General features: G+C 57.4%; 17 protein-coding genes. 4 read left to right on the top strand and 13 right to left on the bottom strand.

From position 1 onward, the window contains the following. Positions 1-124 precede the first annotated feature (124 nt). Positions 125-1216, bottom strand: coding sequence for a carbohydrate porin (locus AC066S_RS34745; protein WP_235884881.1), 1092 nt, complete (start codon positions 1214-1216; stop codon positions 125-127). Positions 1217-2269: 1053 nt separating this feature from the next. On the opposite strand from AC066S_RS34745, the gene AC066S_RS34740 reads away from it, so the two are divergent. Beyond that, positions 2270-2959 carry a hypothetical protein gene (locus AC066S_RS34740; protein ID WP_235884880.1) on the top strand — a complete coding sequence of 230 codons (690 nt, stop codon included), beginning with the start codon at positions 2270-2272 and terminating at the stop codon, positions 2957-2959. Positions 2960-3374: 415 nt separating this feature from the next. Here AC066S_RS34740 and hemN read toward each other — a convergent pair whose 3' ends face one another. The 3 genes from hemN to AC066S_RS34725 all read right to left on the bottom strand — a co-directional run bounded on the left by hemN (position 3375) and on the right by AC066S_RS34725 (position 7407). After that, complete coding sequence (hemN, locus tag AC066S_RS34735; RefSeq protein ID WP_126261973.1) at positions 3375-4742, bottom strand: oxygen-independent coproporphyrinogen III oxidase; 1368 nt, start codon at positions 4740-4742, stop codon at positions 3375-3377. 1232 nt (positions 4743-5974) lie between these two features. Then, positions 5975-6178, bottom strand: coding sequence for a hypothetical protein (locus AC066S_RS34730; RefSeq protein ID WP_126261972.1), 204 nt, complete (start codon positions 6176-6178; stop codon positions 5975-5977). A gap of 512 nt (positions 6179-6690) precedes the next feature. Beyond that, positions 6691-7407 (bottom strand): sulfite exporter TauE/SafE family protein, encoded by a 717-nt coding sequence (locus AC066S_RS34725; protein ID WP_126261971.1) that lies wholly within the window; start codon positions 7405-7407, stop codon positions 6691-6693. A 1052-nt stretch (positions 7408-8459) separates the two neighbouring features. Between AC066S_RS34725 and AC066S_RS34720 the strand changes: the two genes are divergently transcribed. Then, entirely contained in the window at positions 8460-8645 is a 186-nt protein-coding gene (locus AC066S_RS34720) for a hypothetical protein (RefSeq protein ID WP_126261970.1), read from the top strand. Positions 8646-8750: 105 nt separating this feature from the next. Beyond that, positions 8751-9476: a LuxR family transcriptional regulator gene (locus AC066S_RS34715; RefSeq protein ID WP_126261977.1), complete on the top strand. Its 726-nt coding sequence runs from the start codon at positions 8751-8753 to the stop codon at positions 9474-9476. A 346-nt stretch (positions 9477-9822) separates the two neighbouring features. On the opposite strand, the gene AC066S_RS34710 is transcribed toward AC066S_RS34715, so the two are convergent. The 9 genes from AC066S_RS34710 to nodD1 form a co-directional block, all read right to left on the bottom strand. After that, positions 9823-10548 carry an outer membrane protein gene (locus tag AC066S_RS34710; RefSeq protein WP_126261969.1) on the bottom strand — a complete coding sequence of 242 codons (726 nt, stop codon included), beginning with the start codon at positions 10546-10548 and terminating at the stop codon, positions 9823-9825. 867 nt (positions 10549-11415) lie between these two features. Next, positions 11416-11643, bottom strand: coding sequence for a hypothetical protein (locus AC066S_RS34705; protein WP_126261968.1), 228 nt, complete (start codon positions 11641-11643; stop codon positions 11416-11418). A gap of 691 nt (positions 11644-12334) precedes the next feature. Beyond that, complete coding sequence (locus AC066S_RS34700; RefSeq protein WP_126261967.1) at positions 12335-12712, bottom strand: NolY; 378 nt, start codon at positions 12710-12712, stop codon at positions 12335-12337. Between the two features lie 1345 nt (positions 12713-14057). After that, a complete protein-coding gene (locus tag AC066S_RS34695) occupies positions 14058-15089 on the bottom strand; it encodes an LLM class flavin-dependent oxidoreductase (RefSeq protein WP_126261966.1) in 1032 nt (343 codons plus the stop codon). 473 nt (positions 15090-15562) lie between these two features. Continuing rightward, entirely contained in the window at positions 15563-16672 is a 1110-nt protein-coding gene (locus AC066S_RS34690) for a branched-chain amino acid ABC transporter substrate-binding protein (RefSeq protein WP_126261965.1), read from the bottom strand. A 302-nt stretch (positions 16673-16974) separates the two neighbouring features. Further along, positions 16975-17688, bottom strand: a complete 714-nt coding sequence (locus AC066S_RS34685; protein ID WP_205680563.1) for a MerR family transcriptional regulator — start codon at positions 17686-17688, stop codon at positions 16975-16977. A gap of 120 nt (positions 17689-17808) precedes the next feature. Continuing rightward, entirely contained in the window at positions 17809-18222 is a 414-nt protein-coding gene (locus AC066S_RS34680; protein WP_235884879.1) for a hypothetical protein, read from the bottom strand. A 349-nt stretch (positions 18223-18571) separates the two neighbouring features. Then, a complete protein-coding gene (gene nodD2, locus AC066S_RS34675) occupies positions 18572-19561 on the bottom strand; it encodes a transcriptional regulator NodD2 (protein ID WP_126261964.1) in 990 nt (329 codons plus the stop codon). 635 nt (positions 19562-20196) lie between these two features. Further along, positions 20197-21141 carry a transcriptional regulator NodD1 gene (gene nodD1, locus AC066S_RS34670; protein WP_126261963.1) on the bottom strand — a complete coding sequence of 315 codons (945 nt, stop codon included), beginning with the start codon at positions 21139-21141 and terminating at the stop codon, positions 20197-20199. 385 nt (positions 21142-21526) lie between these two features. Between nodD1 and AC066S_RS34665 the strand changes: the two genes are divergently transcribed. After that, positions 21527-21922, top strand: a complete 396-nt coding sequence (locus AC066S_RS34665) for a hypothetical protein (RefSeq protein ID WP_235885241.1) — start codon at positions 21527-21529, stop codon at positions 21920-21922.

The following is a 21922-nucleotide window of genomic DNA, read 5'->3' as shown; positions in this document are numbered from 1 at the left end:
AGCCTTGACGGCAGCACACCGGATCAAGCCTACTTCACCCCGCTGCCGCTCCGCACGGCAGCCTAACCCCGGCAGAGGCTCCACTTATCGACGCGGATATTCTGTTCAGACAACCGGGGCCAGCTCAGTCAGGCGGAGCTTCCATGATGGAGAAGCCGCCATAGATGCCGCGAGACGGCAACCCAAGGGCGTCGCTCTGCCAGAGCTGCCTGTCCACAGCGATGTAGTGAAAATGATTCCCAGTCTCCCTTTGTTGCTTGGGGTCCGCCAAATTCGTGTAGCGGCTATTGTTGAAACCAACGCCCGCCCGCAGCCACGTGTCGGGTACGCCGGGAGCCGACTTGCTCTTGTAGCCGGCTTCGTCAACGAGAAGGATGCCTGCATTGGCCGTGCTCCAGTTCAGGCCGGTGGGATTCTCGGTTATGTGGGCATAGGCACCATCTGGACTGATTGAGCGCTGGACGGAAACCTTGTTGTACAAGCGATCGTCAAAATTGTACTTCAAGTTGACCGCCGGCGTCGGCGCAGCATTGGTGCTCATCCCTGCCTGGAACAAGGCAGACATGTTCGATCCTGTAATCCCTCCGAACAATGTGCCGGTGAACTCATTTTGGTTTCTCAGGTAGCCAAGCTTGAGTTCTAGCGTCCTGTCGAAGAAAGTCTGATAGTAGGCGAGCGTATTGATTCCCGCTCGATCTGGTCCCGGGCGATCCCACGTCCAGTATTGCTGCTCGGCTCCTACGACAATCTGTCCGTCGGCAATGCCAAACCGGCTGAGATCGTAGGTAACGATCATGAAGTTTGCCGACGCGAAGGTCGGATTCTGGCCCATATAGAGCTGGTTTGCGATAGGGCTTCTGGCCGCATTCGGTAGCTGGTTGTTTGCAAAGCTGTTGTGTGTCCAGCCGATGTACCCGATGCCGACATCTGCCAGCGCCGATCTAACGCCGTCCCTGTCCTGATCAATCGTGTCCGCAGGGCCAGGTATGTTCAACCACAACCCTTTTTCACGCAGCTCGTCGTACCTTTCGAAGGGATCGATCGTCTTTTGCGGTCTCCTCTGAGCACCCGCGCCCGCATTGCCGCGCTTCTCGAAAGGCACCCCGAGACCTGCTGCTGGAGCCGAGGCAGGAGCGCGGATTTCCTGACGGATCAGGTCGATCGGGAGCCTTGCGGCCCGATCGGGGGTCTTTCCTCTTTTGCTGGCCTGATCCACGGAGTGGTTACTCGGATCAAGTCCGCTCGCGGTTTGTGCCAGTACGGAATTGCCGACGAGACAAGCCGCTAGCGAAAGCGCGATAACGAGCCAAAATCGCTTTCCCCTTGGTTTGCGTGCTGCCGTAGCCGAGTGTGTCCGAGTCGAGCTCGTCGCGAGAGGGCAATCACGAATGGCGTACTTCGGGCCCATGTCGCCCGGCCATGAATAGATTGAACTGCGGCCTGATTGGCCAGAGTGAGCTCCCGGCGTTTGCGCGTCCGAGGGCGAGGGGGACGAGCCAGAACATGATCTATCCGAAGAGGACCACTCAGGTTTGCTGAACCTCTCACCCCGTGGCACGACGATGATCTGGTCCGAAACTTTGCTCGTGCATGATGCCGGTGCGCCGGGAGCCAGAGGAGGGCGCTGGCTCGGCAAATGCTCACGACGAGCGCGCGGGGGCTTGCTGGCCTGGCCGCCAAAACATTGCGAATGTCCGCCCTGCTCACTGTGAGTTAGGCGAGTCTGGCGGTGTCGCGCATCTGCATCGAAGGCGGCTTTCTGGACGAAACGGCAGCGACCGGCAAGCAAGGCTCTCCGTGCAAGAAGCTTGGATTCACGAAGCGCTTTAGCGGTATCGTTCTCAGCGAAACACAAGACAATAGCCAGGCTTGAACTTGCTCGCGCGCCAACCTCACCACAACATCCATAGTGATGGCCCAGGAGACCGGAGGAATCAGCCATCGAGCAGCTTTGGCGAGTATCGGCAAACAGTTGCTGACTGCCGTGAGCGCGGCACAACCCGTCCTGCATCCGAATCCTTGACGTACGCGACGTTCGTTGGTCACCCTTGCCACGAGCCCGTCATCTCGAACAATCTGCCGGAATTGGTAGTTGACCAGGTACAGTGCTTGCCGTTCCAATCGGCCATTGCCGCTCGGCCGATCAGCCGTGGCCGCCCCGGATGAGGTTGCTGGTCCGGCAAGAGGGGGCTCCATCCACACTCTGCAGGAATGAAGTGGACGGTTTGCATTCGTGCCGCGGGTAAGAAAATCGCCAAGGTTCTTCTGAATGGCGAGAAACTGCTGCGCCATCGCCGGCGAAAATGAGCACCGTTGCTCGCTGGTGACGCTATCATGGAGGACGCGCGCAAATTGTCGCGTTGCGTACCTCAAGAAGCAGCGTTTCATACGAGCAGGGTGGCCGATCGGGACGCTCGGCAAGATTGATTATTGTCGGCGCTCGCAGCTCCTGGAGCGCGTGAGCATCGCAGCCTATCGCGTCGACGAAACAAGCCTGCTGGAATGGGATCTTGAGCGAGGGACAATGGATTTGATGGATCAAGCGGCCGCTTCAGACTGGCGGCCGCTTTTGCGCGGGCCGTCAAGACGGTTCCTCCCGGTTTTGGTGCTCCCGCTTGTCCTCGTTGGCTCGTGTGCTGCTGGCGCCTGGCTTTGGGCTAACCTTGAAACCTTTATCGAGACGCCGGAAGCTTCAACGATGAGCCTGTCACTGGAGGACAGGGCATCCTTGTTTGAGATAAAGTGGGCACTGCAGAAAACCGGAGATGAGATCTCAGTGCTCAACAGCCGGGTCAACGCTCAGCGGGATGACCTCAAAGGGATCCTGGATCAGATCACCATTCTGGCTTCGCGGATCGATTCGCTGCAGAGTTTAACACCTGTTCCTTCTGCTGCTTCCGAGCCTCCTTTGTCGCCAGCCCGGGCTGCTTCGAGCGTCGCCAGGAAACGCTTCGGGTGATCCAAACCGCAGGGACCTGTTTCCGTCGGAGGCGCGCCAGTGATCGCCGCACCGAAGACTGCCGAGCCTTGAGGTCTGAGACGCGGCAGGCGTGGTCGAGTCTCCAACTGTGCTCGATGAAGTGGCCCGTAGGTTCGCAAAGCTGCCTCCGGCCGTAAAATACCCGGAGCTTGTGCGGGCGCCGTCGTCTCCAGCGGCATGTAGTGAGGCCGTCACTATCATCGAGAGCACTCCAGGGCAGGTGGTGGAGAGCACTCGAACCGTGATCCTGAACGGCGGAATACGCTGCGCCTTTCCTTTAAATCAGCTCTCTTCCAATCAGCCTCGCCAGTTTTGAGATCATATCTGAAAGGTCGCGTCATCACACCAATCTGGCGTGCCTGCCCGATGGCTTCTTATCGCCCCCGCGACGAGCTTAGAGCTTTGCGATCTGCTCACTTGCGTGGCTTAATAATAGGGTGCGGTCGAGATAAGTGTCGAAAGCGGCAGCAACAGCGCGAACGACAAACCGGTGCTTCTGCTTGACTCGAATGAATCCCTCTTCAATGTCCACGATCCCATCTTCTGCAAGCATTCCCAGGCGGCCGGCGGAACCGAGAAGAGGAATCGGATCAAATCCGTGAGCAGCACAGATCGCTGGTACGTCGGCCTGCAAATCGCACATCAGACGCTCGATGATTGCTGCGCGGAGGCGATCTTCGGCGGTGAGACAGTAGCCTTTTGAGGTTGCCAGGCGGCCAGCCTGAATGTGTTGGTGATAGGAAGCGGTTGCGATCTCGTTCTGGACGTAACCGTCGCGCAGACGGCCGATGGCTGACGGACCTAAGCCGATTACGGTTTTGCAGGTATCAGCCGAATAGCCCAGCGAGTTGCGGCGCAGCCGACCAGCTTTCTGGGCCAGCGCGAGCTCGTCATTGGGCAGGGCGAAATGGTCGAGCCCGATCTGGCGGTAGCCGGCTGAGACCAGCGTATCTGCAATAGCCGCGGCTTGCTCAGCGCGGGCGACATTATCCGGCAGCGCCGTCTCATCGATCTGGCGCTGACGTTTCATATAGGAGGGGACGTGAGCATAGCCGAAAACCGCAAGCCGGTCTGGCCGCATGGCTAGAGCCGTTCGCGCGGAGTCAACGCAGGACCGCACTGTCTGATGCGGCAGTCCGAAGAGAAGGTCGAAATTGATGCGGCTTATGCCATGCTGCCTTAGACGTTCGACGACAGAAGCCGTCTGTACCTCGCTCTGGACTCGGTTGACCGCCCTTTGAACCGCGGGGTCGAAGCTTTGCACGCCTATGCTCGCGCGGTTGGTCCCAGCCGCTTGTAACATTTCGACCATCTCGGCCGTGACCCCACGCGGATCGATTTCTATGGCGATGGTAGCTGATTTACTGAACGCAAAGCAGTGGCGCAGGAGTTCCATCAAGGCGACAAAATCGATCGGTGCAATGGTGGTCGGCGTACCGCCGCCGAAATGCACGTCGTGCACCGGCAGAGCGCGCGGCAATTGCTCTGCGACCAAGCATATCTCGTCCCGCACTGCTGCCAAGTAATTGCGGACCGGTCGCTCGCCGCGCGTGAGGCTTGTAGGAAAACCGCAATACCAACAGATAGAGCGACAGAACGGAACGTGGATGTAGAGCGATACGGGCTCGTCGGGAGGCAGCCGCCTCAGCCATGTCTCACAAGTCTTGGCTCCGACCATCGCGGAGAATTCCGGTACGGTTGGATAGATGGTGTACCAAGGCAGGCGAGCATCGCAATACTTGTTTAGAAGGGAGGTCTGCAAGACTTAACTTTCCCATGCTCAACAGCATGAAGCTGACCGATGCCGTCAATTGTGTCTTTGCGTTATGTCAAACGTAGTGGTTTCTGAGATCTGGTCCCGTTTTCGATGTTACTGCCAACGCGGCTTAGGGGCAGAGCAAGGAGTGAGAGCCGCTCGTTGGCGATTATTTGGACGTTTAGGTATGAATTTTCTCGTCCGAGCACGGTTGAAGCGGCTAGAGAGCCGGCGCGAGCGATCAATCGCTCATCCGAGGGCACGCCGGTTCGCATCCGCCGACGGCCCGTCATTTTTGCGACCAACACAGGGACTTGTAGGTCTCACCAAGAGCAGCTCGGCTTCTCGATCTTCAAACCGATATTTTCAAGCAAAGCCGATTGGTTGCTCACAGAGTTCGACGGATGCCTCCGTCAAAGGCCGGCGTGACACAAAAGATAAGTTGCTTGCTAGATGAGAGCGCGAGGAGCGCAATAGCACAAAACCTGACGCAACGTGCGATTCAAAGTCCTTTAGCGCGGCCGACGAAAGCCATTCTTAATCTCTAGTATCGGACGCCTAAGCCTCAATTCCGCCACGCTGGTTGTCTCATTGCCACAAGCATCATCACGGATGTACTGATGGTGTTGGGGCGACCCCAGCGCACTTTCAGCCCCCCGGCGAAGTGCGTCGGGGCGCCTTGGTTCGGCGGCGTGTCGTCGCTGTCTAATGCGGCTCACCAACTCACAACGACTTTTGGGCGCCTGCTGATGGCAAGCGAATCCCGGCCAGATGCAATCGGGCGAGACACTATCTGCAATAGTTTCTATTCTGCTTCAAACTGGGTTGTTGTCTTTTTACATCGGCTTTGGAGCTATCGATCCCTGCCAGATCGCGCATATCTATTCCGTTAGCCTCCATTGGCGTCGTATCGATGCGATGCACCTGCAGCTCTCAGCTTCACATAGACCGCCTGGTCAGGTTTCGACCAACCCGTCACTATGTTCTGATGCTGCGAGCTGGCGCTGCCATGCAGGAGCCGACTGGGAGATGATCTTGCGCCTATTCATTGCATGAAAGTAGCCTTCGCGGCCTGGCATTTCAGTCCATTCACAACGGATCGAGGAAGTTTGTGGTTCGGTAGGCCACCAAACCTGGAGCTCGCCTCGCGAAAATGAGAGCTGAGCCTAGCCAGGCCGGAAGGAGATGGCCGCCAAACAGCTCGATCAGTCGAAAGTGGGCACCCCACCCAAGCTCTGTTATACAACGCCGAAGCCATCGAACTCATTCGGCACCGGTAAAAGGATGAGTATATTGGCGCGGCTGATTTCAAAGGCAGCACGCGCAACATTTTGACGGCTTCGTGGCCGAGGCGGCTCATTGCCGCGCTTTGCATCCATGCGCTCAAGAATTGCCTGCGTCTTTCTGGCGCTCAGCACATCATCTTCCCTGACATTCTCCATGACTCCATGAGAACGTAACCCACACACACGCGCGGCGTTGCAGTTCTACATTGAAGTAGAGTTTCCAGGCCCCGACCGCTCTTGAAGAAGTCGAATGCGCCCCCGTGGCACGATCCGCAGGGTAGCGAGAGCGTGCCCGATCGCCTCCCATCAGATGCTCTTCTTCCCGCGTTCTTGCGCCCTAGATGAGAGGGGCGCGCAAGCCATGGACGAGATGGAGGTACGCTTCATCCCGCTCGCGCGCCGCGCCGACATTGACCCTCCCGGCAACTGGAAAGCGCGAACGGGATGTGACGAGGTACGGACCGCTCGGCCCATGACGATCAGCTGGGATGCACGAGGTGATCCGCCCCATCGCCGCTCGACCCGACAGCTTTTCGTGTTCGCGTTGGCGGCTTTCAGAGTTAGTCAAGGCGCGCGGACAGACATAAGCTGCCGCCTTCATCATGTTGCACCCCGATCTGACCGTGCTGGACCTCCTGCCGATCCACGAAAGATGGGAGTTGAGACTTTCAAGCGAGAACCAATTGGATGCCGGCAATGACCAGAACCGCAACGAGGATAAATCTGATGCCTGCCGGGTTCAGGCAGTTCAGGCTGACTATCGTTCCAGCGACGGCACCCGCCAGCGCGGAGATAGCGTAAAGAGCCAAATCCGGAGAGGGAAATTGGCCGGTGAAAAAAGTTCCGACGAATCCGACTGTGGAATTGGCCAGAATAAAAGGGGGTGATAACGCTACGGTCTGCTTCGGTGATGCCCAATTCAGTGTGATGAGCGTCGGCGCGAGAAACACTCCACCACCCACGCCGGTCAGACCGGAAACCAGGCCAAGGGCCGCGCCAATGCTCACGATTGCCGTGAGCGGAGTTTCGCAAACACGATCAGCAGCACGTCCCCGCTGCATGATCATCACGGCGCTCGCCAGAAGAAGAACGAGCCCGGTCAGCGTCTTGTACATGTGGCCATCGAGCACAATCAAGCCGCCGGCAAGCGACGCTGGCATGGACGAAAAGAGAAGCGGGCGCAGGATGGTCCAGTCAACGACCTTGTTGCGGTTGAAGAGCCACGTAGAATAAGCCGCGACGACAATGTTGAGACCAAGTGCCGTCGGGCGCATCTCTGTCAATGACATACCAAAAAATGCCATTAGCGAGAGGAATGCAGTGCCACCAGCCTGGCCAACGCTCGCATAGAGCAGTGAGATGATCGCGATGAGCAGACAAGCCATGCTTCACCGATCTTGGCGACGATCTTCGCCTTTTTCCACGGAGCCCATCATGAGTCGCGCAATCAGGTGCGGTCTGACTGTTTTTCTGCTTGGGGACGGATCGAACCGCTTCGCCGGAATAGCTGGGCAAAGGTCCAGTCAGTTCAAGTTCCTTTAGCGAGTGCCATGTTTGGACCGTCCAATCAATTGCCGACTTGGTACTTGACTGGCTGGAATAGGACTGCGTTGCTTCCTGAGGAAGCAGCACTCGACGGGCCGCCGAGGTGAGCTGCATTTCTTGCTGTAACTCACCTCGTGTTGCGTCTCGCGACGTGCTGTCGGCTTTCCGCATGTCATGAATGCTTCGACGGACCGACGTCGCGCCAACCATGCGCGTTCGAAGCTCTTTCTGGACGTCTGGTTTTGTGAAATCAGCAGTTGGTATGACACTTGCTGGTCTGGCGCGGGTCGTCTCCCTGCTGGAGAAGCGCATGCAAAATGTCCTCCGCATCAAGCAGATCTCGCGGTTACGAGTATCTCTCGTTGCGCCTTTAAGGTGGCCCCTTTCTGCACGTTCGGTACGTTTGCGCCAGGCCTGCCGGACGGATTCGATGAGACGGCGCACAATGATGCGGGTAGTATGGCTTCTGCCTCGACTGTTCCGTGTTGCTCATCGATTCCGTCACCGGCGCCGTCGCACGGCGGAGAATCGGCGAACGGTTAGCGATGGCAATTCGCAAGATTGGGAAAAGACATGAATCTCGTATTGTCTTCGTCCCTAAGCAAAGAATGGATGCTGACAGGACACTCGTCGAGTTCCGGGCCGCCAAGCCCCTCGAGCTTAGCCGTATCGCGCAGATCAGAGCCCAGGATCTCGTCGTGCTCGGCCCCGAGACAAACCAAAGCGTCGTTCGGCTGCGTTTTCTCGCTATGCAAGCTCAACAGAGCCAAGCCTCTAGCCGGTGGAGCTGTCTGGAAGCTCAGTCCAGGCCCCCGCGGACCATCGGGATGATCAAACGGGACACCGTTGGGTTCGTATCGATGGCATCCTCCTCCAATACGGATCAGGGGCGATGATTTTCGATTTGGCCAGTGCGTTATCCGCAAACTGGACCGATCACTTCCGCTCAGCCTCGGAGGCAGGGATGATGACGCTATCTCCGGTGTTTGATGCGATCATGCCGGTGCATGCGGCGGCGGCGCAACGAATTCGTCGAATGGCGTCCGGCATAGCGCGAGCGCTCAGACTGCACGAATAAACTAACCCTCGAGTGCAGCTCATGGACTGGAATTTGGCTCCGCCTGAAACAAGCGCAATCGAACCCGACGACGGGGAGCTCGTTCGTCGTGCTCAAGCGCCCATCATGGACCTCTTTAGCGTCACCGAATGCGCGAACCAGACTCATTCGCTCAGAGAGCTATTCGAGCTTCTTGTAGGCTGTGCTACCAAGGAAGGCTTCAGTGAAGTCGCATACGGCTCTCTCAACTTCGTTGAGCCACTTCGCTTGGCAGAGTATCCACCCCCGACTGTGGCTGTGAAGTGGCCGCCAGACTGGTGCGACCGCTACTTCAAGCGCAAGTACCATACTATCGATCCGGTGGTCCGGCGGACGCCGATGCTTTCGCGGCCGTTTTTGTGGGATCAACTCGCCGACCACTGTCAGCTTCTACCGGACGAAAGACGCGTACTGAACGAGGCGAGAGAGGCGGGGCTGAAGCATGGCATGAGTGTGCTGTTGTTTGGCCCGTTGGGTCGGATATCTGTGGTGTCGTTTGCATCTGCGTTCGACGATGCTGATCCTCAGCACCGCATCGGTCATCTCAACGCGCTGGCCTGGCAGTTTCACGCCGCCTGTGGCGACATCTCTCGTCCCTGCGATAATGGTTGCGAAAGAAAAGTTGCACTATCGCCGCGGGAGATCAGTTGCATGCAGTGGGTGGCGGAGGGGAAATCGTCATGGGAAATTGGGAAAATCCTGGGAATCAGCGACAATACAGTCAACTTTCATGTCAAGAATGCGATGCGAAAGCTGGGTGCAGCCAGCCGGATTCAAGCGGTCGTTGTGGCAGTTCGCCTAAATGTTCTTTGAATTTGAGAACGGGGCACTAGCAGCCAAATCATGGGCTTCCAGCTTCTGACATAGTGCATGGCACCTTCGGCGAGCTCGCAACGCTCCTTTGGGCAAGTCCGCTATCTCACGCTGCGTGAGGTTGTGGGACTTTCACCAGATCGATGAATTGTCGAATCCACTGACCTGTTCCTCCAGTGTGTTGGCAGCATCTCGGCCACACTCCAACCAGCCTCTGGATCTTACTCAGACGGGCTCGCACCTGGTGCTTCGGAACTGGATTGGGGCCGGCAGGAAGAGGAGCAGCTGAGGAAAGAACCCCGACCCGGGGGTCGGAGTTCCGATTCACGCAACGGCGTGGAGGTCTTTATTTGGCAAAGGGCGAGCCAAACTTGTAATTGAGCCGCGCCGTGATGAGATCGATGTCCTGGTGGGCGCGGTCCGTGCCGAGAAACCCTGGGAAGCTTATGTTGCTGCGCTGCATGAACAAGTGGTTATACTCGACGCCAGCTGACCAATTCGGCGTGAGGCTGACTTCCGCACCGGCTCCCAGCACGCCACCCCAACGCACATCATTACTGTTCGCAAGCTCGGTGCGAGAAGCTACCGAATTGATGAGATAGTTGTTGCTGGTCACCGCAGCGCCACCCTTTCCGTAAAGTAGGACGGCATTGAACGTGTAGCCGATATGTCCCGTGAGTAGACCGAATGCGTCTGTCGTGGTGCCAATGGTGTTTGCCGGAAAGGCGGTGCTGACATTGGAGCCGCTGAAATCGGCCCAGTTGCCCTGTCCTTCGATGCCGTAGACCATGTTGAAGATGTGCCAACGATAGCCGATCTGGCCGCCAATGGTGCCGCCAGTCGAATTATGGCAGCCCTCGGGACTGACACCATTGAAATCCCAGCAGTTGCGGCTCGTTCCCCAGCCACCATTGACGCCGATATAGTAGCCGGACCAATCGATGATCGGGGCTGCGGCTGGCAGCGGTACCGCCTTGACCTTGGCAGGTTGCCCCGCCAAGTCCGTGCCGAACGAGGGAGCGGCGGCACCGAGTGCGCCGATGGTTGCAGTCAGAATCAGAAAATTCTTCATTTGAGTTCGTTCCTTTCGATGCCCCCCGGCGCCGTGCGTTTAACAATAAGATCGCGAATTGCTGTAACTGCCGCACAACATGTCGTCGAAAGAAATGATCCCAATCGCACGCCGCGTCAGATTGTGGAGCGCGCATCTTTTCCATGCCTCGACCGAAATGCTGGGGCCGGGACACTGGTCGCTTCGTGCAGATGATTCTTTGAATACGATCCGTTCATGATGGCCTGTGACGGGACGCAGTGCTACGAGCTGTTTGGCTCTCTCTTTCGCTGACTAGCGACAAAGCCAGGCTGCGCCAACACGTCCCGGGCATGCTCGTTCAGAGAGTTCGGCAAAAGAAGACCGCTGATCCAGAACGCGTCTCTTGCGATCAGGCTCACTTCCCCGGCAGGACGATCGTGCTGCCGCTTGCAATCGTGAGTGATACGGCGATGATCGATCGCAGGCTTGGACCGCTCTGGCTCAGGACCTTTCGCAAGTTTAGCACGATGTTCCTCAACCTCGACCTCGATCGACGGGTGTCAAGGAGCCGATGCGGCTGTGCTTGACGAGGCTCTTGCTTGAACTTGCGGGACCTCGTGCCGAGCCAAAAGTCAGGAGAGGAAACGGTATGGCTCTTCCTGGCGCCAGCGAATATTAGCGCGGCTATCCCGCCTCGTCGCCGACTTGCACTGGATTCCAGGAGACTGGTCTGGGGTCACCATAAGAGCTGCATAGGCGATAGTCGTCGCGAATGTGCTCCTCTTCAACGGGCTGAACATGACTGGAGGGGAAGCTCCACCACGCTCTGCCCCGGTGTTTTCCGCCGCATAAGGTTCCCAAGACCCGCAACAAGCCAAGTCTATGTGGCAGTGCGGGTTCAGGCGCCTATTGCTCGGTCGACCGCGCCAGCTCAGCCCGCAAGCTGCGTATCGCCTCGTTAGCCAGATTCAACGTATTCCGTTCGCCCTTCTTTATCGAAGACTCAAGGAAAGTGCACAACCGGCTATGGAGGACCGTCTTGCGATTATGCGCCAGCAACGGATCCTTCTCAACAAAGCGCCAGGCCTTATCAAATGCGACGCTCACGATAGCATCTTGCATCTGCTGATCCATCTCAACACTCCACGCCGTCCTGATACAAGGAAGTACCTTCGCAAGAGCAAACCGAGCGTCTGTGGCTTGTACCAGCTAGTAAGACATCAGAGCCGCAGTACGCTCGGACATCGAGGTGGTCTCGATGTTCAATGAATTTACAGATGTTTGTTGAAGTTCCGATGACCCGCGTGTCGGATTGCCAGGCGCATTCGAATAATTCTGAAGCGGCTGAAACGAGCTCGCGCTGTTCGCGCGGCTTCGTTGCCGAAGTGCGCTTGTTGCTTGGTATCGGTCGATAATTGAGGCTCTTCTTCCTGCAATCGGAAGATCGGGCCATGCCAATCACGAGTAAAGACGAACATCGATGAAAATGGATCGTTCCCCTCCTTTCCCAGTCTCTAGCTAGGACGCGTTTATCGAAGCGTGTGGCGTTTTCCGGCCACTGCTTGTTTGCTTTCTGACATGTGTCCGCGGGGCGTCGTTCTTTGCTCGACCCTTCGCGGCCTCCTGCTCTGGGTGCGGGCTCCCGCTTTTAAGCGTGGTGGCGAACAGTTGTGATTCGGAAAAGCCAGCGGAACCGGCTCGCTTACGGGACGGTAGCCCATAAACACCGAGTCGCCGATCCCTGGCGCGTACGACCGTCGCAGTCAGCCCAGCGATAAACGTTCAATAAAAGCGGCATCAACCACGAAGAAACCTAAATGAAATCTCAGTCTACTGTTGCACGTGACAGAATTAGCTTCGCGATCTTCATTTGATTAGCGGGAGTTCGGAGCACTTCGGGTAATGCTGCCATGGCCTGGTCGAAAAGGCGTCCCAAAATCTGAAGGTCTTCTGGGTAGTAAACGCCACGGTCTCGCGAGAGGCGCGTCGTTTGCTGGTCGCGGGCGGGGTCCCCGGTTTTGGCATCCCCGAGCTGCCCGAGCTCCAGTTCCGCCATGATCATTTGGTTTGTCAGGGCGTTTAGCAGTCGGACCGCTTCGAGCTCGTTGCCTTCTTCGCGTACGAGGGCGGCCACGAGGTCGAGTTGCAGATCGATGCGATCCTCGAGGTCCTCTGCGCGTGCATTGGAAGGGTCAAGTTCCACGGTGTTTGCTCCAAGGTTAGTTAAATGCAGGAAGCAGGCTGAGTAAGGGTTGTGTCGTGCTTTCCCGGCCGCGAGACCGCAGACACGGCGAAAGTACGAATGGCTGCTGCACAAGCCAAGGTGCGCACGCGCGGTCGCCGAAGGGAGAGGGTTGCAGGCATGTGCCGCGAAGAGAGCGCAAAGGCGGAATCGACCAGAGAGCGCTGTGAACTGTCATGTGATTCGACCATTGAGCCGATCCAGCGCGTCGACAGTCGCAGTAACTCCAGCCGGCGGGGACGCTGCGATGACGGCAAGTCGAGAATTGCGGCTCGAACTGCTGCACGATTGCTTGTCGCCTGACATAGCAATCCAGACGTAACCGGGGGCCTTGTCAGGCAGAGTGCCACAAAGAGTGCAGCCTGCACCGGGCTAGAGGACGGTTCGCCTGCCCCAATTCTATGCAGCGCACGCATTTGCCTTGGCCAAGCAGTGTGCGTGAGAGTCGATCTTCCTGGAGGGCCTTAGTATGATTGCAAAGGGGGAGGCGCCAGCGCGACAGATTACGCGCCAGACGTTGCGATTAGCGATCTGACCGCATTTACGCCGCTCGTGCGTCGATTCCAAAGATTGATGGCTATCGTTGGCGAAGCAGCCACGAGGACCTTGAAGCGCCCTGCGACTATGCTGAAAGTAAAATGGGTTCATTGCTCAAACGACATCCGTGGAATGTGCTTTCCGGAAACCGGCGATCGACTTATGGGTATTTGGCTGAAATTGGTAAAATCGAAAGTGTCGATGGGATGCATCCAGTTCGTGGATCGCGGACGCGCGTAATCTCACCTCTTACATCGAAAGCGGGTCAGTGTTTCCTGCCGGCTTGGTGCAGTGAGCTTATGGGCCTCTTAGACGAGCTTGCTGATTCGTTGATGACCGGCGGCTCAGAAAGGTCACAGCAGCGCAGGCGAATACCTCTAAATTGGACTCCAGATCTCACGAAGGTGAGAGAAACTCCTCGATCCCCATAAGCCGAAGGGAGGGTCATAGAGTCTCGTCCCGGACTGACCGACCAGCTCCGGCCTCCCGCAGATGCAGGATGAGCCCTGAGCAATCGCGGGTCTTCATTGAAAAGGTCCGCGAGATCGAAGCGGACGAAGAGCGTTCGGCCGCGGATAAGTTGATAAAGCGGTTCGCAGACAACTTAGCCAAAGCGGTCCCCAAAATAGGAGCGCGAGGCGGTCAGATATCGCCGCCATTGAGGCTGACGGTCGCCTTGCGCCCCGGGCAACGACAACCAATATGGCAACCAGCTTCGGCCTCAGTGCGTCGGTATACTTGCCACGCATACGATCCCACAACGCAGACATTATCCGTCAAAGCTGTCAAGAATTTCAGCTTTAATTGCAGTTGCGGTGTACAGGGAAATCTCCAGCGGAAGGTTTCCGAATGCAAGCTGGCAAAGCAAATAGTTGGCACCCGCCACTTCCATCTGCTGGAGAAGGACCTGTCGGACGGAAGCCGACGTTCCAACGACGCACAATTCGCTCTCAAGTGCTGCATCGAAGGTCAGCGGAAGGGCGGGCGGTGTCGGAATGGCGTTAAGCTCGTAAAGAAACTTAAAGCTCTCCAGCCATCGGCGATACGCAGTTTCGGCCGCCGCATGAGCGTCCTGATCAGACTTCGCAATCACGACCATGCGGGCCAGCCCGAGAAGTGGCTCGCGGCCGTGTGCGGCTGTGTTGTGGGGTCGATGGGAACGGTAGGCGTCCGTAACGTTCCGGACAACGCAGGCGGGGCCTATGCACGCGAGATTGGCGCCATTTGCCGCGGCCCACTGCGCCGACTCAGCTCGATTGCTTGCGATCCAGATGGGCGGATATGGACGTTGATGGGGCCTCAACGCTAAGGGTACGTCGCTCAACTCGAAATGGTCTCCCTGATAAGATAGTGTGTGTCCCCTCAGCGCAATATTCAAGATTTCACTGGCTTCCGCATAACGACTTGGTGCGGCGTCTGCACTGATGCCGAAATAGCCCGATTCAATCGGCTGGGAGCCGCGGCCTATCCCGACCTCGAGCCTGCCGCCGCTCAATTGGTCAAGCATGCAGATCTCTTCGAATGCGCGCAATGGATGATAAAGGTTGAGCAACAGTACGAGCGGACCGATCCGTAATCGCCGGGTGCGCTGCGCAACACTTGATAGGAACAGGTGCGGCGAGGGCCCTCTGCCATGAGGTGTGCAGTGATGTTCGGCCAGGTGATAAGCGTAAAAGCCGAGCGAGTCGCAGACCTCGATCAGCTTGAGACGATCTTCATATTGTCGTGCGGCATCTTGGCCGTCGTCATCCAAATGGTCGAAAATGCCGCACCTTAGTCTTGAAGAAAGGCCACTCTTCACTCGATCAATCTCCGATTACGGTTAGATGGAGGGTCCTGGTTGCTTCGTGCCTTTGCGCTCAAAGAGGTCTCGTTCGTCATTTGACCGGTCAGGCCGTTTTTCCTTGAGTGCGTGGATCTGGGCTTGCACCATGTGAGCGGGTGACGAGAATGCGAATGCCGTCGCCGCGCTGTTGATAGACGTCCGCGAGCCGCCTCCAAAGGCGAGTTATGCTCGACCAGAAGCATCGTTATTCGCTTCAAAGGTCCTGTGCTTCGCGAGCCAGATCAGCCCGGCACGGCTACTATTTGTCTATCATCGGACGTAACGTCTCCTTCAGGGCGACGTCGGGTAGCTCTGCAACCGCTGCAACGAACGCGAAAAACGCTCCGAAGGCTGCAAGTATGAAAGAGCTTGCGAGTATCGCTTCTCCGATCTGAGCGCGTCTCATTATCCGTGTCGCTTTGGCTTCGGGGAGATGGCGATGACGCCAATCAGTTCTGCTCGACAGTTTCAACACGGCCCTCTCGCCAGCGGTAAACCAGAAAGCCAGGAGCCGCATTGTCTCCCTTTCTATCGAACCGGATTGGGCCAATCACGGTATCGGTCGGCCGTGAACGAAGTGCGCTAGCTACGCGCACAGCATTGAAAGAACCGGTCCGGTTCACCGCCTCTGCCCATGCTTGCACGGCCGCATAGGCGTAAAGCGTGTAGCCTTCAGCGGACAGGTTGGAAGCTTCGAGTGCGGCCACCACACCGGCCGCATTGGCATTCCTGGCGGGGTCCGGCATGAAGGTAAACAACGTGCCATTTCCGGCGCTGCCTGTAATGGCCCAGAATTCAGAGGTCATCAAAGGATCGTTCGCCATGACCCTAAGTTCCGCTCTTGCTTCTGACGCCTGGCGTACAAACAATCCGATTTCTGTATGATAACCGCCGATATAGGCGACACGCACCCGTTCCTTCTTCATCCTTGAGACCAGCGCCCTGTAATCCTTTTCACCGGCTACATAGCTTTGCCGAATGACTTGTTCACCGAATCTCCGAAGCTGTGCTTCAACGACGTCGGCGATACCCTTGCCTGCGGTGCTCTTGTCGTCGAGCACTGCGATCTTGTCGTTAGGGAAGGTCCGGTGAATATACTCTGCGGCAACGATGCCCTGTTGGTCGTCGCGGCCGCAGATCCGAAAGACGGTGTCAAGGCCCCGTTCTGTTAGCTTAGGATTTGACGAGCCTGGTGACACCTGAATGATGCCTGCTTCGGCGTAGATCTCGGAGGCCGGGATCGACGCAGAAGAACAAAAATGTCCAACGACCAGCCGGACCCGCTCTGTTGTGAGCTTATTCGCGACTGCGACAGCTTGCTTCGGGTCGCACGCGTCGTCGGCGACAGTCAATATCACCTTGGTATCGAGAAGTAGGCCAGAAGCGTTCAACGCCTCGACTGCCGCAGCTGCACCATCGCGCATTTGTGCGCCGAACGCAGCGCTGCTTCCGCTCATTGGGCCAGCCACGGCAATATTGACGTCGGAGCCGCGCGCAACAGAGACGAGGGCGCAGAAGAGAAGCGCTGCACTCGCAGCAGGCGCACAACGATTTAACATTGTAGAGCTCCCAATGTTCACCTGAAGTGTAACAGCCACAGCTGTGATCAGACGTGTCGATACGTTGAGACTGTCTGTCAAAGCGAAGCTGGCGTTGGTCGCCAGATTGCGACCACGGTAGAACTTACAATTTGACGTTAGGTGCGTTTCAAGGCCGTTTTGAATGAGCCTCGACGGTGCGTCAGGGCGCGCGGATTGACGAGGTCACGACGACTGTCCGGTTTAGTCCATAAAACTCCTGGCCCGCATCAGAGCCGACGAGCGCCTATCGGCAATGCCGTGCGGAGCCGGCCAGGAGGACGTCAGTACGGCTGATCCTCCAACCCGCCAAGGGCCAGATCGAGATATTGCATGAGGCAGGGATCCCAACCAGCCAGACTGCGGGGGGCGCTTAATCGTGCAAGTACCTTCAGGATCATCGAAACGCGTGAATCGGCGCCAGCGATTTCGCCGATCAGCAAGCGTGCTGCAGCTGCGACAGCCTTTGCCCGCTCGCCGCAAGGATGCTCGCCTCGATCCATACAATCACGCAGGTCGTCGCGGATCCGCCGCCACCGCTCCTCGCGATCTGCCGCTAACTTGCAGGTGCATCGGGACGTCTGATTATGCGTCTCGACGCGCGACATGGCATTGAGGGTGGCAGGCAGCTCATCCACACTTACCTGAATATCACTGTCGATGGTCATGTTGCGCAAGCGATCTCGCAGCAGAGTTGCTCGAGCGACTTGAAGTTCTATCCGTTCTAAATGTTTGCGCAGAAGATCGGTAAGTGAGGTCGTGCCCTCCATAGCTTTACGGATCTCGACAAGGGAGAAGCCAAGCTCACGTAGCGCTCGAATTTGGTGAACCCGTTGCACACTTTCGCGGTCGTACATCCGGTGGCCCCCGTCAGTACGCTCTGAAGCTGCTAGGAGCCCGGTGTGTTCATAATGATGCAGCGTGCGTACCGTTACTCCGGTCGCCTCTGCAAGTTCGCCAATGCGCCATCGACGCCTTCGTGGTGTAGCTTTGCTCATGGTGTTCATTTCAAAGCCTACAACCTGACGTCACGTGTGATTCAAGCTATTTCAAAGCTCTAGCTGGATCGTCTTCCGTTCCAGCGCGAGACTGGTGACTATCCTCAGAATGGCGGGGGATCAACCCTGAGGGGAAATGGTGATCAACAAGTTCGTCAGGCATGCCAGTTGAGCCTCGCCAGCCGCTGTACGCTCCAGGATGAGTTTGGCGATTGCTGTGCGATTTTCCGGACTTCGCATCGATGGGGGTAGCGCGGTGATCGCACTATCATAAAGGCGTCCCAGGACGGAAAGCTCTTCCGGATCGAACACGCCGCTGCATTGCTCCAAGTTCAGCTCCTCGTTTGTCATTGCGTCATGGCAGCGCACGTCGTCAAGACGTTTGGCTGCGATGGGGCCAAAAGAAGTCAGACCCGCGGCGCGGAGCGACGAAGATGCGATGTACTCCCATGTGATGCGACAGGGCAACATGCGTGCGCGATGCTTGCCTCGATGGCGCAAGAGATCGTGGTCATGTGCATGATCGATGACCATCACGCTCACGGTGCGTGATGGTACGGCTTCCGAAGAAGCTGAAGCGTCTCCGCTCTTCGGGAGCCACTGCTGATTCGGAGAGTTGACGAGGGCAGCCCAGCGCCGATTCTGCTGTATCGTTGCAGGTGCGGCCGACGGCCGGGTGCAACGTACGTCCCTGGCTCTAAAACCAGGCCGACCCGCCGCTCGCACGTCGAGCCTATTGTCAACGTGCGAAAGAGCTACACAACGTCGTCATGATAGCCGTCTGTTGCGATGCTCTTGATAGAGCGACCATGAATTCGAGCGAGGCGAGCCAAAACTGTATGCAGTTGGGATATGAGGTTCACAGATCTTGCGAACGTCCTTATTACAACGGCGGGACAGATCGTACGAAATCTCCGGCAGTATCAGCCCGTTCCGAAGTGCAGATGATGGAGGCCTCTTGCTCAGTTGCCATGCGGGTAGCTTCCTGCAACAATATCTCTCGCATCCACAGGCTTTCCGGGTCGCTATTGTGAAGCACGGGCCATTGAACCGCCTCAGTGAAGGCGGGGAACGGCTGCGGGAGCTCCGCAATGCGAAGGGGCACTGTTCTTTGGAAATGCCTTACGAGCCCTAATGGCATCGTCCCTATGCGGTTGGTGCCTACCAGCAGGGGCGGGATCATGCTGAAGCTCTGCACGAGAATGTCGATGCGCCGATTGAGACCGAGATCGAGTAAAAGGGATTCTTCGACCGGCGTCTTGCGCGCACCTTTGACCTTAACCGCCACGTGGCCCATCGACATATACCGATCAAATGTAAGCCCCCGTAGTAGTTGGCTGTTCGTGCAGCAACCTACGCAGACGAGTCTCTCCTCGAATAGGGGCGCCCTGGGGTGCGCGCCGGACATGAATACTTCCGGCAAGATAACAAAATCGACTTCGCCGCGGCGGAGAAGCTCATCGTGCTCATCGGTGAGCACGACCAGTTCGAAGCTGACGGCCGGTGCTTCTCGCGCGACGCGCTCCACGACATTTCGGAAGAATACGACTGTTATAAAATCAGAAAGGCCGATCCTGAATCGCCGGTTCGATCGAGCTGGATCGAACACGTCCCGCGCGATAATTGAAAGATCGATGTGCGTTAGAGCCTCGCGTACAGGGCCTGCGAGTCCTTCCGCGCGTGAGGTCGGGACAAGTTCCCGCCCCCTCATCCCAAACAGCTCGTCACGGAAGTAGGAGCGCAGCCGGGCAACGGCTGCGCTCATGGCCGGCTGACTAAGATTAATCTTGCGGGCCGCTGCGCTGAGGTTGCGCTCAGTCATTAGAGCATCCAGCGCAACGAGAAGATTTAGATCCAGACCTTTGAAACGCATGTCTTCTTACCCGGCACGAACGTAATTGGGTGCATACACCAAGCGATGACGGCTGCGTCTGGAGAGGTCCTATTGGCTCGCACGAATGGACATCGTTTCCATCCTACGACCGCGCAAAAGACGCTCGTGTAATGACCGCAACAATGGAGAGCAAGGCGGTAGGCCGACCAGCAGCGGCCGGAAGCCGTCAGGAGTCCCAAAGTTGATCGGTCTCGCCGCTTCCCGCGAGCCACGCAACAGGACCCGGCCGGTTGGTTAATGGCAGATCAACCCAGTGTCCGGCCAGTGCCGTCAGTTCGCCAAAGCGCCCAGTCGAGCGCCGCGTAGCGCAGCGTTAGTCACGGCGGCCAACCTACAACCTGACGCAGTGTATGGTTCAAGCGATTTTATGGGACAAGCCAAACATTATTGTACTGGAGGAGGCGTGGTGTGCTGCGATAGTGCTGGGCGCTGCCTGTTTGCGGTGCAAGCGCCTCATCTGCGAGGTCACCACGCTCACGACTCGGCAAGTCTTCGCAGCCGATCGCCCGTCGCTGGCAGCTTAGCCTCAGAGACGTTGAAGTGACGAAAGCGGCCGAGCGGGTCGAAGGATTGTTAGCGTGTTTGGAACGTGCCGAGAGGGGCTTACGGTGAGCCTAGCAGCGCCTGCGAGTTGGAGGCTCCTGATGCCCAGATGCCATGTTGGATGCTTCCTCCAACAATATCCGCCGCATCCAAATGCTCGCCGGATCGGTATTGTGGAACGCAGGCCACTGCACAGCCTCGGTGAATGTGGGCAGGGGGAGCGGCGGTTCGACGATCCGCAGTGGCATCCGCTTTTCGAAGTGTTTGGCGAGTCGTAAGGGCATTGTGCCGATACGGCCTGTGTCTAACAATATGGGCGGAATCAGGCTAAAGCCCTGCACAACGATCTCAATGCGTCTCTTGACGCCGTGCTCAAGCAAGAACCACTCTTCGATGTTTGGTCTGAGCGCCCGTCCGAACTTCGCCGCAACGTGCCCCATCGAAATGTATTTCTCGAATGTCAGCTGCCGCGATAGCTGCTTGTTCTCGCGGCATCCGACGCATACGAGGGTCTCGTCAAACAGCATCGCCTTAGGATGCGCGCTCGACATGAACAGCTCCGGCAGAATGAGAAAGTCCACCTCGCCCCGGCGGAGCAGCTCATCGGGTTCATCGGAAAATGGCAGCAATTCGAAGCGTACCGCGGGAGCTTCCTGTGCAATACGGTCGAAAATTTTGCGAAGAAAGACGATCGTCATGAAATCGGAGAGAATGAACCTGAAGCGTCGGCTCGACTGAGTAGGGTCGAACGCGTCCCGCGATATGATCGAGAGTTGGATGTGCAGCAGGGCCTCGCGAACCGGACCCGCAAGCGCCTCTGCGCCAGGTGTCGGGACGAGCTCGCGACCTCTCATGGTAAATAGTTCATCGCGAAAATAGGTGCGCAGCCGCGCGATCGCAGCGCTCATAGCGGGCTGACTCAGGTGAATTTTGCGCGCCGCCGCTGTGAGGTTGCGCTCCGTCATCAGAGCATCGAGGGCAACGAGAAGGTTTAGATCAAGTCCCTTGAACCGCATGTTGTAAGTCTATCCATCGTGTGGATGTGTTCCATCGGAACTATCGATTTTACCAAGTTGCAGGATGTTGGATAGCAAACATAAGTTTGAAAAATTAATGAGGCATACCACGATGGCTGCTGCTCGCTCACGCTGGCTCAGAGAAAAGCTCCTGGAGGTGCGAGCAGCCGGCGCATCCGCTTCGAGGGCGGCTATGGGCACGCCGTGCGAGCCGCGTCGCTTCTTCTCGGTACGAAGCTCGTTCGATCGAGACGCCAGGCAGATCTCCATAAACCTTGGTTTGCGTGTTTCATCCGTTTCCATATTGCAGGTTTACCCGCGTACACTTGAGGGCGCGTTCAGCCGCACTCTAGTGTCGGGAAATAGCGGCAGGCGCAGATTGCGGATGCCCAATAATTCAGGCGAATCTCCAAATGGCTCGCCTGTCCACCGCATTCAGGGCGTGTCGAAGATGTATAAGAACCAGTGTGATCTGATGCCACTCGGTTGCGCCATCGATGAGGCGCCGCGCATCGAAGGCCTGCCCGCAGACGTCAAAACGTCGACAGAGATGCTAGACGAGGCGGAAAAGCTCCGTGGTGCAGACAGGTTCTGGCTAGTCCAATCGCCTCGTCGGCATCTTCCGGGATATCTCGCGCAGGGCATTGGCCGGATGACGAGCGCGAACCATGAGATCGCTTCGTCGCGAGTGAAGGCGCACGGCACGGTGCAGGCGAGGAGCGCCGCGCTCCGAGGGGTCATGGCAGCGCTTTTCAGTATTGATCAGCGGTTCGGCGACTAG

The sequence above is a fragment of the Bradyrhizobium sp. CFUWI genome (assembly GCF_056429085.1).
Note: the sequence above shows the minus strand (reverse complement) of the source record. Positions and strands in the feature narration are given on the sequence as shown.